The organism is Clostridium sp. KNHs205 (assembly GCF_000702945.1).
Lineage (GTDB): Bacteria > Bacillota > Clostridia > Lachnospirales > Lachnospiraceae > Anaerocolumna.
Window position 1 is genome coordinate 2,276,443 of sequence record NZ_JNLE01000003.1, and the last position, 17,092, is coordinate 2,293,534.

The window sequence follows — 17,092 nt, forward strand, 5'->3', positions numbered from 1 at the left end:
GCATATTATAATGAAACTTTTAGGAATCATATCTATTGTTGCAATCGCCTGTACGTTACTTTGCGGTCTTTGGATGAAATTCGGACCAGGAGAAAAGGACGTTAATTTTCATGTAGTACTATCTGTTGGAACTATATTGTTATGTCTGGTTACAATCATCCTGTATATGAATAAGTTGAAAGTATAGTTCATTAATGCCTATATAACAAAAATCGCTAGATTGAGTTGTTGAATTAAAATGTAAGAAAAGTATTTATTAGCTAAGGAATCTGTAAGGTGTAGGATTCAAATAGAAGTAAGTTCGTCATATTACGGTTTTATATTATATTGTGTCTTAATAAATGTAGACATTTTATTATCTTGAATAATGATATAGAGAATGTCTGTTTAGATACAGAATATTGTGAAAAAATCTTGTCTTTTTTAGAAAATAAGATAGTGGGTAAAACTCGATAATATATCTGAAACATTTAGAATAGGTGTCCATTATCCAGTATCCGAAGGGAAGGTGGATTATCATGACATTATTAACTGAAACGAGAATAAAGAAAAAAAGAAAAATAAAGGTTAGAATAAAAATCTTATTAAGAATCCTTGTACTGTTAACCTCCGGAATTATATATGAGAATATAAGCAGATCTTTAGATAGTAAGAAATACCCTTTTGTTGGTAAACAAATCGATGTCGACGGTCATTCTATGCATATTTGCGCAGATGGAACAGGGGGTGTAACAGTTGTATTTGGAGCTGGGTTTCAAATACCATCCGGATATGTTGACTTTTATCCACTATATAGGGAAATCTCAAAGTTCACTAGAGTGGCAGTATATGATAAACCAGGGTATGGATGGAGTGATACTACCACCGCACCCAGAGACATTGATACCATGACAAAAGAAATACATGAAGTGCTGTCAAAAGCGGGCGAGAAGCCGCCTTATATATATGTGGCACATTCTATAGCATCACTGGAAGCTATCAGATTTGCGCAATTGTATCCCGATGAAGTCGGGGGCATTGTTTTAATAGATGGCTCCAATCCTGCTATGTATACAAATATAAAAAAGCAATCATCATTTGTTTATTTGCGTACATCAATATTCAAAGGCTCAATTTCTTTGGCAAATAATATAGGCTTAGGAAGATTACTGTTACATACAATATTTCCTTATGATTCGACACCACTATCGACAGGAAGAAATGAAATGTCAGGAGCATCTGAACAATTAAAAAACCTTGATGAGTCATTGTTCTTAAAGACTTTTAATAACAGAAATCAAAAGGATGAAGGAAAAAACAAAGAAAAAAATGCAGCTACCGTTTTATCTCACGGCTATCTGGGAGACATCCCTCTTAGAATAATAACTTCCGAAGAACTAACTAATTATGAGGAAAGCAAAGAAAATCAACTGAATTTATTAAAGTGGTCGGCAAACAGCAGGCAGGTTGTTGTTGATGGTGCAGGACACGCTGTTCATTGGTTTAATCCAGAAGTAATAAACAAAGAAATTTTAGAGCTTCTAAAATACACTGAAGGTACATATTCGAATTAGAGTGAAAAGAAAGGGAATAGGTTTTAACTAGAAGCCTTTTTTGAGCCTTTAGAAGTCTCAGCCCTTTAGGTCCTCTGGTTTGTCCGTTTAAGCTTATAATACAGATACTATGATTAGAACTATCGACAGCAAGAGCTTATGTTCAAAATTAGCACAGGCGAAGTTTTGGTGACTACAGGAAACTTCGCCTGTTTTTATTATACATGGAAAGCTGACTTTTGATCTTATTAAAGAATGGAGACGGAGTTGCAATGACAAATAAGAAAGTTTGATGATATCCAGTTCCCAATCAACTATTATATTCATACCCGTTAAAACACCTGAGCAAGTAAACAAATGTTTCAAGATCAGAATCTTTCCATTTTGAAATGCGATTATAAAACTCTTCTTCTTTTTCCTTAATAGCCTTTAACGCTTTTTCACGGCCTAGTTCTGTTAAGGATAATAATACTCCGCGGCGGTCTTCCGGGTGAGTCTCACTTTTAACATATCCCAGGTGTTTCAGCTGGGCAACAAGACGGCTGACGGAGCTTCGGTCCATAGCTGTCGATTCAGCTAAAAGAGAAGCAGCGGACGGCCCGTTGGACAGAAGCCAACGGACAATCAGGAAAGCAGCCGGTTGTAATGTCGGATCAAAAACGGCTGCAGTTCTTACATTTAAAGCATGTGATGCACTAAGCAGCGCATTGAGCTGATCGCCAAGTTTTAACTCAAGTTGTATTCTTGATGAATCCGGTTTTGTAATAATATTTTCTTCCATAGGGTTACCTCACGCAATATACTTGACATATGTCAAACAATACAATATAATTTAATTGATATATGTCAAGTATATTTGAAGTTTTGGCTTATGTCAAGTAGCTGAATAACGTATCGTACACAGTAATAAACCTTTGTGTTTAGTGCTAGGAATTAGGGAGGATTATATGTCAACATACCCAATTGCAGTAGTAACTGGCGCTACCAGCGGTCTTGGACAACTGGCGGCAATCGAATTGGCCAAACGCGGAAAACAACTGGTTTTAACAGCCAGAAATGAAAAACGCGCGGAAATTGCCGAAAATATTATTAAGGATGCTGTACCTGAAGCTAAAATAAACTTTTATTTCGGTGATCTGTCACTTATGGAAGATGTAAGAAGAATTGGAAATCAGATGAAAGCGGCATATCCCCAAATTGATATATTGGTGAACAATGCAGGACTGCATGGCTTTAAACAGCGAATAACCAAAGAGGGATTTCCTGAAATGATTGCAGTGAACTATCTGGCGCCATGGTTGTTAACACATACGCTATTAGATTCATTAAAAGCTTCAAAAAACGCACGAATAGTGAATGTCGCTTCCGAAGCATCACGCAATCATGGTGAACTTAATTTGCCGGTGGATTTGACAGATACTTCAGAATTTACCGCCAGAGGTTCATCAATGCTTTATGGAAAAACAAAACTGCTTGATATTATGTTTACAGGTGAGCTTGGCCGTCAGCTTGATGGAACAGGAGTCACTGCCAATGCTTTGAACCCAGGTTTTAATGTAACAGGCCTTGGCCGGGAATTGGGTTTTTCTTCTGCTCTTTCTAAAATATTGAAAACACTGCATATCGGCGACCCGAGAAAAGGTGCTGATATTATCGTCCGTTTGGCTACAGGCTCAGAGTATCAAGGAGTGACAGCAGGATATTTTAATGTAGTTACCGGAAAATCCATTGTGCCTATATATCCGGGCGGTGATAAATCCATGCAGGATAAGCTATGGAAGACTACGAAAAGCTTGCTCGAACAAAGAGGATATCTTAAATAAACACAACAAGCAGAGAAGCCGAAACACGAAAGAAGTTAAAAGTTGCAGTGTATTCCAAATCACTGTCCTTTAAATCTTGGTTATACATAAATTGTTGTATATATTTAGACTTATGATATAATAACCTATAAAACAAAAGTCAAAATGAACACAAGATTATAAAAAGGGGAATTAAGTTGAGAGAATTAAAAAGCATAGAGGAAAAAATATTGGATAGGGCACTCTTTCTTATAGGAAAAAATCATTCCTGTGATATACCTGTCAGAGCCATAGCAAAGGAAGCCGGTGTTAATGTAAGTGCTATTAACTATTATTTTCGAACAAAAGAAGAAATGTTAAAGCAAGCCAAAGAACTTTACATTGAAAATGTCCATTCTATTCTTTCGATCCTTGAAAAGGAGGAGTATAACGAAGAAGAAAAACTTATATATGCTACGAATGAAATCATGGAATATATTATTAGGTATCCAGGAATTACCGTTATACTTAATGAATCCTCTAAGCTAGAAGATGAAACCTCAAAGAAAATTTTAAGAACCTCAAAGAACATGACAAACAGAGTGCAACAGCTTTTAGATTATCTAATAAATCAGGACGAGTTAAGATGTCAGTATAAGCGAATGATATTTTGGGCATCCATTAATTATCCCATAGAAAACAATGAATTTACTGATGTGGATAAAAAAATAATAGAGGATAGGGATTCCAGGATAGCTTATATTAGGTATCTTATTGAGTTTTTAAGAGAAAGTCCAAAATCCTGAAATATAGATTGATGTAACAGTTATAGTTTTATGATATGATTTGAGCGTCAAAAGCCTTGCTTCAATAGGAGCACAGGCAATTTGCCGTCCCATTTTGAATAACTGACCTTTCGACGCCCAAATCATAATATAAGAAGACTGACTAATTTTAGCAGTCTTTTTTTGTTTGTAATTTTGTTATAAATTAAACAAAGTGTTTTAAACATATTGATTAAATTTTGGAGCTATATTATAATAATGATGGTATTACATGAAAGTAAGAGATTTACTAAAATGTACATCTAAAATTAAGATACGAAAAAAATATGGGTTATTTCCCATAATTAAAATCAGGAGGATAAAGTATGAAATATAATAAGCTTTTTAGTCCAATAAAAATAAGAGGATTGGAGCTAAAGAACCGGATTATGTTTCCGGCAATGGGTACCAAGATGCCAACAGAAGATAAATTTGTCACCCAGCAAATAATTGATTATCATGTAGCCAGAGTAAAAGGAGGCTGCGGCTTAAATTTTACAGAAGTCTGTTCCGTATATTCTGCCGCTTCACCTAAAAAATTTCTTGCAATTAGTGAGGACAAATATATTCCTGGTTTAAAGAAGCTTACAGATGCGATTCATGGAGCAGGAGGAAAAGCCGGTGTCCAGTTATGGCTTGGCGGTTTGGCAGTTGGCAGTGATCAAACACAGATGATTATCATTCCAAGTCCTATGCCGGTACCAGATACTGAATATACCATACCGGAAGCCAGTATTGAAGTAATTAAAGAATGCGTTAACGCCTTTGGCGAGAGTGCAAAAAGAGCAGTTGAAGCTGGTTTTGATACCATTGAATTCCATGCAGGGCACAACTATACCCCTCATTCGTTCCTAAGCCCGTTCTTTAACAGGAGAACAGATGAATATGGTGGAGAATTGAAAAACCGTGCAAGATTTCTTCTGGAATGTATTGCAGCTATACGAAGCAATATACCGGAAGATATGCCATTATTTATGAGAATTGATGCCCAGGATGATTATCTGGAAGGCGGATTAACGATTGAAGATATTATAGAGTTCTGCAAGTTAGCGAAAACTGCCGGAGTTGATGTACTGGATATATCGCGAGGTAATTTTTCCAGCGCAGCAATTAAATATGAGGTTCCCCCTATTGATCTGCCAAGAGGCTTCAATGTTGAAAATGCTGCAAGAATAAGGAAAGCAACAGATATGTTAACCGTTGCAGTTGGAAGAATTAATGATCCTGCACAAGCGGATAATATTCTTTCAAATGATAAAGCAGATATGGTTGTTATAGGTCGTGCGCAGCTTGCAGACCCTGAATTTTGCAATAAGGCCATAGAAGGCAGGGAAAGCAGTATTATCAGATGTGTAGGCTGTAACCAGGGCTGTTATGACGGTTTTGTATCACCTGAGATACCTTTTATTACCTGTTTAAGAAATCCGGCTTTAGGAAGAGAAGAAGAGTATAAACTTATTAAGACAGAAAGTCCAAAGAAGGTTTTGATTGCAGGCGGTGGTATAGCAGGTCTTGAGGTAGCCCTGCAATTAAAGAAAAGGGGGCATCACCCTATTATATGCGAAGCTTCAGATTCCCTTGGCGGTCAATTTGCCCTGGCAGGAGAAGCACCAAGAAAAGAAGAGATGAAAGAAGCAGCACAGGCAATGGGAATACAAGTAATCGGGGAAGGTATTGAGGTAAAACTAAAGACCCCTGTTTCAACAAATTTAATTGAAGAGATAAAGCCAGATGAAGTAATCATTGCCATTGGTTCAGCCCCAATAGAACTTAACATTCCCGGTATAAACAAGACACATGTAACCAATTCCCATGATGTACTGGCTGGTAAAGCAATAGCTAACGGTAAGGTTGTGGTCATTGGAGGCGGACTGGTTGGACTTGAAGTTGCTGAGTATGTACATGAGAAATCTGAAAGTGTAACCGTTGTTGAAATGCTTGATAAGGCAGCGAAAGATCTTGGGCAATTACGTAACATATGTGTTATGGAAAACCTGTACGCTGCAGGTGTACAAATCATAACAAATGCAAAATGTATAGAAATCAAAGAGAATGCAGTAGTAATAGATAGAATGGGCAGCATAGAAGAGGTTCCTGCTGACAGCGTCGTAATCGCTATTGGAGCAAAATCACGTAATTTTGATAATATTAGTGCTTTTTGTGAGAAACTTGAAATTCCCTGCCATATCATTGGTGATGCCGTAAGAGCCAGAAGAGCCTTAAATGCTGTTGCAGAAGCAAATGAAGTTGCAAGGGCGATATAACAGAGGAAAAAATGTGACTTAAATAATTCGATACGTATTTTTATAGATAATTGAGCATTTTATTCATTTTAAACTTAATGAGTAAAATGCTTTTTTTATTTGCTTTCTCTTAGGGTGTGCCTGAAAACTCATTGTACCTAAACTCATTGTACTGTTCTGAATGTCCCACTTTGCGGTATTCTGCGATGCTATTTGGGAACGTAACACCACTACGTCCCCAAAATCACGCCTTGCTGTTTTCACAAATTGTCTCCCACAAAGTGGAAACTCCAGCCCGGCACAAGCAGTTTTCAGACACACCCAGGTTAACATGGATAAATTAAATGATTGCTAAATTTGGATTAAGGTTTTATAGATTTTTTAAAGAAGGAATAATGTATACAATTGTGAACAATTGTTAAAATTATAGATTTTAACTTTTAGATACAATATAATCCTGTAGAAAGTTAATAAATATTTTTAAAGGAGATAGGAAATGGATAAGAAATTTATAAATAACAAAAAAGAATTTGCCATTTTAGTAGATTCCTGCTGTGATGTACCAGAAGAATACCTGAAGGATTATCCAATCTATGTTATTCCGCTTAGAATAAATTATAAAAATGCTTCATTCAAAGATAGAGTTGAAATATCTCCGGAAACTATTTATAAAAATATGGAAGAAGAAATACCAACGACATCCCTCCCTGCTTTTGAGGATGTAAATGAAATATTTGAAAGAATTATTCAGGATGGCTATACTAAAATTATAGCAATTAATATATCGAGCAATCTAAGCGGTACATATAACATGGTGCGGCTTGTAAGTAATGAATATACTTCAAAAGGAATTCAGTTTTATCATCTGGATACAAAAAACATAGCGATTGCCAGTGGCATGTATGCTATATCTGCAGCGAAGCACTTAAAAGAAGGGAATAGCTATGAGGATACGATAAACCTGTTAACAGAGGAGTATGGAAATTCAAAAGTATTTTTTTGTGTTGAGACATTGGAATATCTCCGTAAAGGTGGCAGAATCGGACGTGTGGCCTCCTTGTTAGGTTCAGTATTGGACATCAGGCCAATTATTACTTGTGGTGAAGATGGAACTTATTGTATTGCAGGTAAAGAAAGAGGTAAAAAAAGATGTGTAAATAAAGCGGTAGACTTGATTACGGAATTTGTAAGTACAGCAAAAAATGCAGAAATAGCAATTATGTATAGCGGTCAGGTAACAGGGCTGGATAAAATCAAGGAACAAATCAAAAGTACACTGCCTCATTGTAAAATTCAGATTAGAGGGCAGATAAGTCCTGTATTAGGTGTTCATGTAGGACCGGGGTTAATTGGAATAGCTGCTTATGTAATTAAAAATTAGCTTTAAATATTCTATATTTTGGGATAAAATAAAATTGGTTTTTAAGCAATCTATAGAAGAAATGGAGGATTCTCGATGATAAATATATTAGTATGCGATGACGATATTTCAGTTCACACTTCTTTAGGTATATATCTGGAAGATAATCAGTATTCGTATACAAGTGTATATGATGGAAAAGAATCTTTGCAGCATGCATTAAGCGGTAATTTTGATCTTATTATTCTTGATATCATGATGCCTTATTTGTCTGGAATTGATGTTTGTAAAGAAATACGGAAGGTATCAAAAATTCCAATCATAATGTTAACTGCAAAAGGCGAAGAAATCGATGTGCTTCTTGGTCTTGAATTAGGTGCGGATGACTATATAGTAAAGCCATTTAATCCCAGGGAAGTAGTTGCAAGAATAAAAACAGTTCTAAGAAGGATACATGATATAAGTGAGAAGAATATCAGATCCGTTATAAGTTTTTATGATTTGCAGGTCAATATATCCAATTACAAGATGCTATTTAATAATAAAGTAATTAATGCAACACCCAAAGAGATAGAAATATTGTTTTTGCTGCTCAATAATCCGGGAATTACGCTTTCCAGAGATGAAATGCTGGATAAAATATGGGGTGCAGATTACACCTATGTTGACAGGAGAACTATAGATACACATATCAACCGTATTCGTTCCCATCTACCTAAGGAATATGCCGACCGTATTCAATCTGTTTATGGTGTGGGGTATCGATTCGAGGCCGGTCTATGAAGCAGAAAATTCATTATTTTAATATTAATAGTTCCTATGTAAAAATAATTTTTTCCGTAATGCTTACTTTTATATTATGTTCTATCGGTTTAACTGCAGCACTATTTAGTATCTATAGCCAGTATGTGAAGGAGATAAATCCTGCAAAAGAAATTATATTTGGGGTTAATACAGGGATTTTATGTTCCATGCTTGTAATTATTATTATTCCAATTGCTTTGTTTGCATCAAAAAAAATGGCAAATCCATTGGTCGAAATGAATAAAGTTGCCGTTGCTATGTCAAAGGGGGATTTTTCAGTTCGAGCGAAAGATCACTACCAGGGAGAAATTGGTCAGCTTGCAGAAACACTAAATCAGTTAGCCACAGAGCTTTCGGCAACAATTAATTCCCTGACAATTGAGAAAAACTTGTTGAACCAAATACTCAATTCCATGAGTGACGGGTTATTAGAACTCGATATTTCTCAGAAGGTCAATCTAATAAATAAACCTTTCTATGAAATGTTTGGTATAGAGACTTATTTTGATCTGAAGGAAGAGATACGTGAATTAATTGAAAAAATAGCGATAATGGTAATTAATAGCCATAAAACTGAAGTTGAAACCTGCACATTGGGAAACAAGAGCATTTTACTCTCAGGGTCCCCTATACTTTCAGAACAAAATGATATTGTAGGAACTGTACTTTTGTTTCGGGATATAACAGAATCAGAAAGATTGGAACAAACCAGAAGAGATTATGTAGCAAATGTCTCTCATGAACTCAGATCACCCCTTACAGCAGTAAAGGGTTTGATTATACCGTTGAAAGAGGGAATGGTAAAGGATGAAGTTAAAAGAAACCATTTCTATGATGTTATTTATAGTGAAATAGAAAGACTGAACCGTTTGGTTAATGATTTATTTGAATTATCAAGGTTGCAGTCCTGGAACAAATCCTTTGATATGCAAACGGTAAATATACAAAATATACTTTATGATCAACAGGACAAGTTTTTATTGCTGGCAAAAGGAAAAAATATAAAACTTATTGTAAATGAAAATGGAGACCCCATATTAGTAAAGGGTAACATTGACCGTATTAGTCAGGTTCTTACAATATTTATTGACAATGCTATAAAATTCTCAAAAGAAAACAGTACAATAACTTTATCAGCCTGTATCAGGGATAATAAAGCACTTGTTAGTATTCATAATACCGGATCATTTATTCATCAGGAAGATTTACCGTATATATTTGATAGGTTTTATAAAGCTGATAAAGCACATAAGGAACAAGGGGCCGGACTTGGGCTATCCATTGCCAAAGAAGTTATTACAAGGATGAATGGTAAAGTAATAGCAAAAAGTGATGGATTAAATGAAACTATATTTATTTTCAAATTGGATAAAGTATGAAAACAAAATATGCGTATCCTTTTTTATAATTAGAATGTATGATAGTTTTGTATGTTAAGGATCATTTGATAATAGACATAATTGAGTTTTCAGTAAGAGTGGTGACTGGCTTATTATAGCAGATAATTAGTCAGGGGAGAGACTTGCTCTGGTATAAGACCTAATGAATCCAAGTAATCACTAAGTAGAGATATAGTTTAATAAAAAATAAGTAAAATAACCCGAGATGCAATTTTCTCGGGTTATTTTTTTGGGATTTTTATATCTATTCTTATATAGCTAAAAGGAATTTAGATGAGTATAAATCGTAATAGTGTAGACAAATGTAGACAATTGTTAAATTTATAGAATTCAATTTTTTAATTTTATATAATCTTTATGTAATTATACATCTTAGTATATAAGATATTATTCAACATCTATTTTAAAGAAAGCGAGGAATATCTTGGAGAAAACATATTTGGTTATAAAAAAATCCGGTGTTTTGAGTATCATATTTGGTACTTGTACCGTTGTAACCGGATTAATATTAATACTGAATGGAAGGAAACTGTTTAAAGAATGTTCTAAGTTACTCTTTTAATAATTAGCGTTTATGAAAGATACTTTATGCATGCCAGACTGATATAAAGTAAATTCCTTTGAAGCTGGGTTATAAGGATATAACATGATTTTAATATAAAACAATATTAGGAAATAATGTTATCACTGAGAAATAAGGAGTATAAAGATGGCTATCTCATCTAAATTAATCAAAAAACAACTATTAAGATATAAATATAACATAGCAAACCGTTCTTTAGACACCTGCCGTTCTCATCAAGAGCTTCTAGGCAGATTAATTGGAATGCGGCAAAAAAGCAAGGTGATTATCCATGAAAGAAATTTTCCACAATTTAAAGGAGCAATGGTCATTCCAAAGCATGAAACAAAAAATGGGGTGATGCTATATCTGCATGGAGGCGGATATATTTACGGGGGTATAGATTATGCTGTATCTATAGGATCGATATTTGCAGAGAAATGCAATGTGAGGGTGTTCTGTGCAGCATACCGGCTGGCTCCGGAACATCAATACCCGGCAGCTCTTGAGGATGCATTGACTTCATACCTGTATCTTATATCTAGCGGTTATAAACCGGAGCAGATAATTTTCTGTGGTGAAAGTGCAGGTGGAGGACTTGTTTATTCGCTTTGCCTTTATCTAAAAGCTTGGAATATACCCCTGCCCGGAGGCGTAATCAGTATCTCACCATGGAGTGATCTGACTTTATCCGGTGCTTCATATAACTACAATAAAGAAGCTGATCCAAGCATGACAAAAGATGAACTGATTTTCTATGCAAACTGTTATACCGATGATAAATTGAATCCTTTCGTATCACCCTTATATGGTGATTTTGCAGGTTTTCCATCATCGTTAATATTTGCTGGCGGCAGTGAAATTATGTTGGAGGATGCAAAACTGCTTCATGATAAGCTGCTATCTGACCGATGCACCAGCCGATTGATTGTTATGCCTGGAATGTGGCATGGATATGTACTTTATTGCTTAAAAGAAAACCGTTCAGATTTTAAAGAGATTAATATATTTCTAAATAGCAAGTTAGAGGATAAACCTAAGTTAATGTGGATGCACCTTGATAACGCTGCTAAGATTTTTCCGGCAGCTTACCGCCGTAATAGTAATCATGTTTTCCGCTTATCAGCCACACTTTTTGATGTAATCGATAAAACGGCATTACAGACAGCACTTGATGCTACAGTAAAGCGGTTTCCTACTATCGCTGTTAAGCTGAAACGAGGCATGTTTTGGTATTACCTAGAAGAAATAAATATGGCCCCTGTTATAGAAGATGAAAAGAGTTATCCTATTGCAAGAATGCCCTTTGATAATATTCGGAAATGCGCCTTTCGTGTTCTAGTTTTTAATAAAAGAATAGCAGTAGAATTTTTTCATGCTCTCACTGATGGTAATGGCGGATTGGTTTTCCTGAAAACCCTTGTAGCTGAATATCTCAAGCAAAGATATGGAGTCGAAATTCCTTCCGATGAAGGCGTACTAAATAGTTTTGATCTTGCAACGGAAGAAGAAACACAGGACAGTTTCCCAAAATATGCCGGTGAAACAACAAAAAATCGGGATATAACCCGTGCATACAGACTTAAGGGTACAATTGAAAATGATGGATACCTCAATACCACAACTTTTCTATTTGACACCGAAGAAATACGTGCTATTGCCAAAAAATACAGAGTGACAATTACTGAATTCATGTCTGCTGTGCTACTGCAGGCCTGTTATGAAATACAAAATAAAGCTGTTCCTGGCAGATATCAAAAACCTTTAAAGATTTTAATCCCTGTAAATCTAAGAAAGATTTTTAACAGTAAAACTTTAAGAAATTTTGCACTTTTTGTTACTCCCGGGATTAATCCCCAAATGGGGTGCTGGTGTTTGGAGGAAATATGCAAATCAATTCATCATCAAATGGGATTATTGGTTAATGAAAAGGAAATGTCTGCAGTTATTGCATCAAATATCAAATTTGAACAGGTTATGGTCCTGCGGCTTATGCCGTTATTTATTAAAAACCTGGCTATGAAAGCAGCTCATTATTTTGTAAGTGATGGAAAAAGCTGTCTTGCATTATCCAATCTGGGCGCTGCAGCTATACCGGACGAAATGAAAAAGTATGTTGACCGTTTCGATTTTTTACTTGGTGCAAGTCCTCGGAGTATTTATAATTGTGGAATGATTTCTTTCGAGGGTCTCTTATGTCTGAATTTTGTTAGAAGCATTCAAGAAAGCATATTGGAGCAAAAAGTATATGAAATATTTAGAAGTCTTGGAATACAAGTTAAAGTGGAAGGAAACCGGAGGTAAATGGTATGTTTTGTATTAAATGCGGAGTGGAACTTTCAGATGGTCAAAAAAAGTGCCCCCTATGTAATACCGTAGCGTATCATCCCGATATTCCATTAGCTAATACGCCTGGGGCTTATCCTGCTTTTAAAAAGGAAAGCGAAAAATTAAAACCCATAGGATTATTAATTATAATGACAATCGTGTTTGCTATTGTATGTATGCTTATTTTATTTATTGATTATCAAGGTAATCAGGGCATAACATGGTCAGGTTATGTGGCAAACGGGATCATTTTACTTTATGTTTGGATAGCATTGCCTTTCTGGTTAAAGCGGAGCAATCCGGTAATCTATATTCCAATCAATCTTGTAACACTTGGAATTTATCTTGCCTATATAAATTACTTCACAAATGGACAATGGTTTTTAACTTTTGCGCTTCCTATTGTTCTGGTTTTAAGCGTTTGTCTGACAGCAACAGCGGCATTGTTGCATTATCTTCATAAAGGCTATTTGTTTATTGCAAGCTCTGTATGGTTTGCTTTGGGCGGGTTTATGATGATGCTGGAAGCTCTTATAAATTACACCTTTGGTGTAAGTGATACCTTGATATGGGCGCCATATCCCTTTGCTACCTGCTGTTTTATAGGAATTAGCTTAATTGTAATTGCTATTCACCGGCCTTTACGTGAATCTCTGCATAAACGGTTTTTTATATGAGTATTTATCTATTTAAATCATTACTATAATGAATTATCTGACTGATTTCATAGATTTGCTTTACTTGCGCAGGCTGGGTTTAATTTCGTAAAATTGGCTATAATTATACCACAAAATAAGGCGCTACTACTTCGCTTTGTAGAGCGCCTTATTTATTGTTGGCTTTAGTCTGTTGAGCATAAAGGAGTTTCCTGCAACAGAGAAATGGATGGCCTATTTAGGTAGGCTATTAAATAATTTCTGGTTTTACTATATTATTGTATCTTTGTAGTACCGCCCCATTGATAATTGACAGGTAAAAGTGTGAGACTGGGTATTACCTTTTTCTCATCAGCCAGAACGATTTCCACACATAATTGACTTAAGTCTTTTATAGGCTGGCAGATGGTTGAAATAAATAAACCATTTCTTACATCGCCAAATTTATAGATACCATCAAATCCAATTATCTGAATATCCTCCGGCACGCGGTATCCCATTTCCTGAAGTATTTTTAGAGTCATATATCCGTTATAATCGGTATTTGCAAAAACTCCATCAAAAGAGAGTGTACCATCTTGATTTTTATGGTCATTAATAAATTTAGTAATCATTTCTTTAGGGTCATCACAATCCAAAGCATCCAGATAGTCCGGTTCAATACCATGATTTTTGCAGGCTGCTAAATAACCCAGTTTTCTCTTATCAGCTTCCCCTGCAAAAGTTGAGTGAAAACGTATGTAAACCGGTTTTTTGCACCCTAATTCCATCAGTTTATTAATAGCTAAGACTCCTCCTGCATAATTATCGGAAGAAACTCTTGGAATTGCCGTATTCTCCAGATAACGGTCAAAGGTTACAATGGGAATATGAGGAGGAACATGATTTCCAATATCTGAATAAGTCAATGCTATTATCCCATCCGTTTTTGCTTGGGAAGCAAGATTAAGATATTCAATCTCTTTTTCCGGCACCCCATTAGAACAGCAAAGCATTAGTTTATAGCCATGCTGATAAACAGCCGATTCAATATAATGGGTAAAAGCAGCATAAAAAGGATTTTGGGTATCAGGAACGATTAGTGTTATAGTCTTGGTACGTTGGGTTTTTAAGCCTCTGGCGTAGGTATTTACCTGGTAATCTAATTTCTTTATTGCTTTATCAACTTTTTCTTTATAGTCTGCACCAACAGGTATTCCATTTATTACTTTTGAGACTGTACCTAGTGCAACTCCGGCTTCTCTCGCAACATCTTTCATAGTGGGAGCTGTGTTTTTATTCAATTTAATCCCCTCTTTCATAAATAATTGTAAATCTCCTTCTATTATACATAAGATTATGAAACGTTACAATCATTAATAGTATACAAATAGTACAATTAATAATTAATAAATTATACAAATGTATCGTTTTTGTGAAAGATTTAATTGACAAAATCACTACTTTGGTTTATTGTATAAAATATGAACAATGAAACGTTACACGAAATATGTATGGAATCATATTCTATTTTATAATAATTTTTACATAATGGCAGATAGATTATGATTCTAATTTCTTTTCTTTGCGTGAAACGTTACATATTGGAGGAGGTTTCAATGAAAAAAATAGAAAAAATATCAATGCTATCAATTTCTAAGAGATCATTAAGCAAGAGAATACTAAAGCATTGGGAATTTTACCTGTTACTTTTACCAGGCATTTTACTAACTGTAATCTATAAATACATACCTATGTATGGAATTCAAATTGCTTTTCGTGATTATAATCCGATTGACGGTTTCTTTGGAAGTCCATGGGTAGGATTAAAATGGTTTGAGAAGTTCTTCAATAATTACCGAAGTATTAGAATGATTCGGAATACAGTGCTTTTGAGTCTATATAGTCTCCTTTGGTCTTTTCCAATACCAATTATTTTGGCACTTTTAGTAAATCAGGTGAGACAAAAGAAGTTTCAAAGAGTTATCCAGACAGTATTATATGCACCTCATTTTATATCAGTAATGATATTATGCGGTATGCTTCGAATTTTTTTATCTCCAAATGGAGGGTTGCTTAATGAGTTAGCCCAAATATTTGGTGCAAGCGGAGCTATTAATTATATAGACCAGGCAAGCGCCTTCCGGTCCATATACATTTCTTCCGGCATCTGGCAGGATGCAGGTTGGGGAATGATTATTTACCTGGCTACACTATCCTGTGTGGATGCATCACTTCACGAGGCAGCGAAAGTGGATGGTGCAACTGCCTGGCAGAGAATGCTCCACATTGATATTCCGGCGTTGATACCGATTATTGTCATACAGTTAATAATGTCCTTTGGAAGCTTAATGAGCGTGGGTTTTGATAAGGCTTTCCTGCTGCAGACGAATTTAAATAAAGAAACCTCTGAGATAATTGCAACCTATGTTTATGAACAGGGTATGTTAAAAGCAATGTACAGTTTTTCAACAGCAGTTGGACTATTTAATACGGCAATAAATCTGATATTACTTGGTTGTGTAAATAAAATCTGCAAAAAGATTTCGGATGTTAGCTTTATATAGGCTAAGTAATTTAATTTTACTTAAGTTTACATACTGTAATTCTTTATCAGGTAGAATACAAACTTTTATAACTATTAGTGCCGAAAATGGCAGTGGCGGAACGGAGATTATATGAAAAAAATAAGAAATAGCGGAGGAAGTGTTCTGGGGGGCTCAGACAAAGTCTTTGAAATTGGAAATAAATTATTCCTTCTTGGTTTAGTAATAATAGTAGCTTATCCTTTGTATTACGTTCTAATAGCGTCAGTATCCAATCCATATGATGTGTATGCCGGAAAAACCTTTTTATTGCCTTCAAAATTTACATTAGAAGGATACCGTAGAGTTTTTGAAGAAAAATCCATTGCGATGGGTTATATAAACAGTATTTATTATACGGTATTGGGGACATTTATATCGGTAGCATTAGTTATTACCAGTTCCTATGCACTTTCTAGAAAAAGTTTACCGGGCAGAAAAATTATTATGATTTTTTATGTAATAACCATGTATTTTGGCGGAGGATTAATACCTACTTACCTGGTTGTATCAAAAACAGGACTCATGAATTCCCTTTGGGCTCTTATTTTACCGGGAGGTGTTGCAGTATTTAATGTAATTGTAGCACGGACATTCTTTGAAACCAGTATACCAGAAGAACTTTATGAAGCGGCGCAAATTGACGGCAGCAGTAATCTGGGTACTTTTATTAAAATTGTTTTGCCCTTGTCAAAATCCATTATTGCAGTTATGGTTATTTATTCCATGGTTGCGTATTGGAATGATTGGTTTACATCCCTTATCTATATGACAGATAAAGCGAAATATCCATTACAGCTGGCTCTTAGGCAGATATTAATTAAAAGCCAGGCAACAGCTACGATGATAGGAAATATGGATGGAGGTTATGCAGAAGCAAACCGGATTACCGAGATGATTAAATTTGCCTCGATTGTAGTAGGATCTGTACCCATGCTGATTGCCTATCCTTTTGTACAAAAGCATTTTGAAAAAGGCTTTATGGCTGGAGCTGTTAAAGGCTAGCCTTAACATAAAGCTGCTACATGTAACAAAAAT

Annotated in this window: 14 protein-coding genes; 12 read left to right on the top strand and 2 right to left on the bottom strand. The window is 35.3% G+C overall.

Annotated features, from left to right (window positions below):
* The first annotated feature begins 10 nt into the window (after positions 1–10).
* Positions 11–187 carry a hypothetical protein gene (locus BR73_RS28710; RefSeq protein ID WP_156034674.1) on the top strand — a complete coding sequence of 59 codons (177 nt, stop codon included), beginning with the start codon at positions 11–13 and terminating at the stop codon, positions 185–187.
* Between the two features lie 331 nt (positions 188–518).
* Complete coding sequence (locus BR73_RS0109855; RefSeq protein WP_051685097.1) at positions 519–1,553, top strand: alpha/beta hydrolase; 1,035 nt, start codon at positions 519–521, stop codon at positions 1,551–1,553.
* A 289-nt stretch (positions 1,554–1,842) separates the two neighbouring features.
* Here BR73_RS0109855 and BR73_RS0109860 read toward each other — a convergent pair whose 3' ends face one another.
* Positions 1,843–2,313 carry a MarR family transcriptional regulator gene (locus BR73_RS0109860; protein WP_033165387.1) on the bottom strand — a complete coding sequence of 157 codons (471 nt, stop codon included), beginning with the start codon at positions 2,311–2,313 and terminating at the stop codon, positions 1,843–1,845.
* A 166-nt stretch (positions 2,314–2,479) separates the two neighbouring features.
* Between BR73_RS0109860 and BR73_RS0109865 the strand changes: the two genes are divergently transcribed.
* The 8 genes from BR73_RS0109865 (at position 2,480) to BR73_RS0109905 (ending at position 13,511) form a co-directional block, all read left to right on the top strand.
* Positions 2,480–3,355: an SDR family NAD(P)-dependent oxidoreductase gene (locus BR73_RS0109865; RefSeq protein WP_033165388.1), complete on the top strand. Its 876-nt coding sequence runs from the start codon at positions 2,480–2,482 to the stop codon at positions 3,353–3,355.
* Positions 3,356–3,531: 176 nt separating this feature from the next.
* Positions 3,532–4,119: a TetR/AcrR family transcriptional regulator gene (locus tag BR73_RS0109870; RefSeq protein WP_033165389.1), complete on the top strand. Its 588-nt coding sequence runs from the start codon at positions 3,532–3,534 to the stop codon at positions 4,117–4,119.
* Between the two features lie 344 nt (positions 4,120–4,463).
* A complete protein-coding gene (locus tag BR73_RS0109875) occupies positions 4,464–6,401 on the top strand; it encodes an FAD-dependent oxidoreductase (RefSeq protein WP_033165390.1) in 1,938 nt (645 codons plus the stop codon).
* Positions 6,402–6,876: 475 nt separating this feature from the next.
* Positions 6,877–7,761, top strand: coding sequence for a DegV family protein (locus BR73_RS0109885; RefSeq protein ID WP_033165392.1), 885 nt, complete (start codon positions 6,877–6,879; stop codon positions 7,759–7,761).
* 75 nt (positions 7,762–7,836) lie between these two features.
* On the top strand, positions 7,837–8,523 hold the full coding sequence (locus tag BR73_RS0109890; protein WP_033165393.1) for a response regulator transcription factor: 687 nt from the start codon (positions 7,837–7,839) through the stop codon (positions 8,521–8,523).
* The gene (locus BR73_RS0109895) at positions 8,520–9,923 is read left to right on the top strand and encodes a HAMP domain-containing histidine kinase (RefSeq protein ID WP_033165394.1); all 1,404 of its coding nucleotides are present in this window, start codon (positions 8,520–8,522) and stop codon (positions 9,921–9,923) included. Before BR73_RS0109890 ends, BR73_RS0109895 begins: the two co-directional genes overlap by 4 nt.
* A gap of 730 nt (positions 9,924–10,653) precedes the next feature.
* Positions 10,654–12,810 carry an alpha/beta hydrolase fold domain-containing protein gene (locus tag BR73_RS0109900; protein WP_033165395.1) on the top strand — a complete coding sequence of 719 codons (2,157 nt, stop codon included), beginning with the start codon at positions 10,654–10,656 and terminating at the stop codon, positions 12,808–12,810.
* A gap of 5 nt (positions 12,811–12,815) precedes the next feature.
* Entirely contained in the window at positions 12,816–13,511 is a 696-nt protein-coding gene (locus BR73_RS0109905; protein ID WP_033165396.1) for a DUF6320 domain-containing protein, read from the top strand.
* 254 nt (positions 13,512–13,765) lie between these two features.
* Here BR73_RS0109905 and BR73_RS0109910 read toward each other — a convergent pair whose 3' ends face one another.
* Positions 13,766–14,773: a LacI family DNA-binding transcriptional regulator gene (locus BR73_RS0109910; protein WP_197032645.1), complete on the bottom strand. Its 1,008-nt coding sequence runs from the start codon at positions 14,771–14,773 to the stop codon at positions 13,766–13,768.
* A gap of 315 nt (positions 14,774–15,088) precedes the next feature.
* On the opposite strand from BR73_RS0109910, the gene BR73_RS0109915 reads away from it, so the two are divergent.
* Positions 15,089–16,036 carry an ABC transporter permease subunit gene (locus BR73_RS0109915; protein WP_051685099.1) on the top strand — a complete coding sequence of 316 codons (948 nt, stop codon included), beginning with the start codon at positions 15,089–15,091 and terminating at the stop codon, positions 16,034–16,036.
* Between the two features lie 111 nt (positions 16,037–16,147).
* Positions 16,148–17,059 (top strand): carbohydrate ABC transporter permease, encoded by a 912-nt coding sequence (locus BR73_RS0109920; protein WP_033165397.1) that lies wholly within the window; start codon positions 16,148–16,150, stop codon positions 17,057–17,059.
* Positions 17,060–17,092 lie beyond the last annotated feature (33 nt).

Bases quoted from the DNA above. Each gene is read 5' to 3' on its own strand.
- BR73_RS28710 (WP_156034674.1), top strand. From the start codon at position 11: ATGAAACTTTTAGGAATCATATCTATTGTTGCAATCGCCTGTACGTTA.
- BR73_RS0109855 (WP_051685097.1), top strand. From the start codon at position 519: ATGACATTATTAACTGAAACGAGAATAAAGAAAAAAAGAAAAATAAAG.
- BR73_RS0109860 (WP_033165387.1), bottom strand. From the start codon at position 2,313: ATGGAAGAAAATATTATTACAAAACCGGATTCATCAAGAATACAACTT.
- BR73_RS0109865 (WP_033165388.1), top strand. From the start codon at position 2,480: ATGTCAACATACCCAATTGCAGTAGTAACTGGCGCTACCAGCGGTCTT.
- BR73_RS0109875 (WP_033165390.1), top strand. From the start codon at position 4,464: ATGAAATATAATAAGCTTTTTAGTCCAATAAAAATAAGAGGATTGGAG.
- BR73_RS0109885 (WP_033165392.1), top strand. From the start codon at position 6,877: ATGGATAAGAAATTTATAAATAACAAAAAAGAATTTGCCATTTTAGTA.
- BR73_RS0109890 (WP_033165393.1), top strand. From the start codon at position 7,837: ATGATAAATATATTAGTATGCGATGACGATATTTCAGTTCACACTTCT.
- BR73_RS0109895 (WP_033165394.1), top strand. From the start codon at position 8,520: ATGAAGCAGAAAATTCATTATTTTAATATTAATAGTTCCTATGTAAAA.
- BR73_RS0109900 (WP_033165395.1), top strand. From the start codon at position 10,654: ATGGCTATCTCATCTAAATTAATCAAAAAACAACTATTAAGATATAAA.
- BR73_RS0109905 (WP_033165396.1), top strand. From the start codon at position 12,816: ATGTTTTGTATTAAATGCGGAGTGGAACTTTCAGATGGTCAAAAAAAG.
- BR73_RS0109915 (WP_051685099.1), top strand. From the start codon at position 15,089: ATGAAAAAAATAGAAAAAATATCAATGCTATCAATTTCTAAGAGATCA.
- BR73_RS0109920 (WP_033165397.1), top strand. From the start codon at position 16,148: ATGAAAAAAATAAGAAATAGCGGAGGAAGTGTTCTGGGGGGCTCAGAC.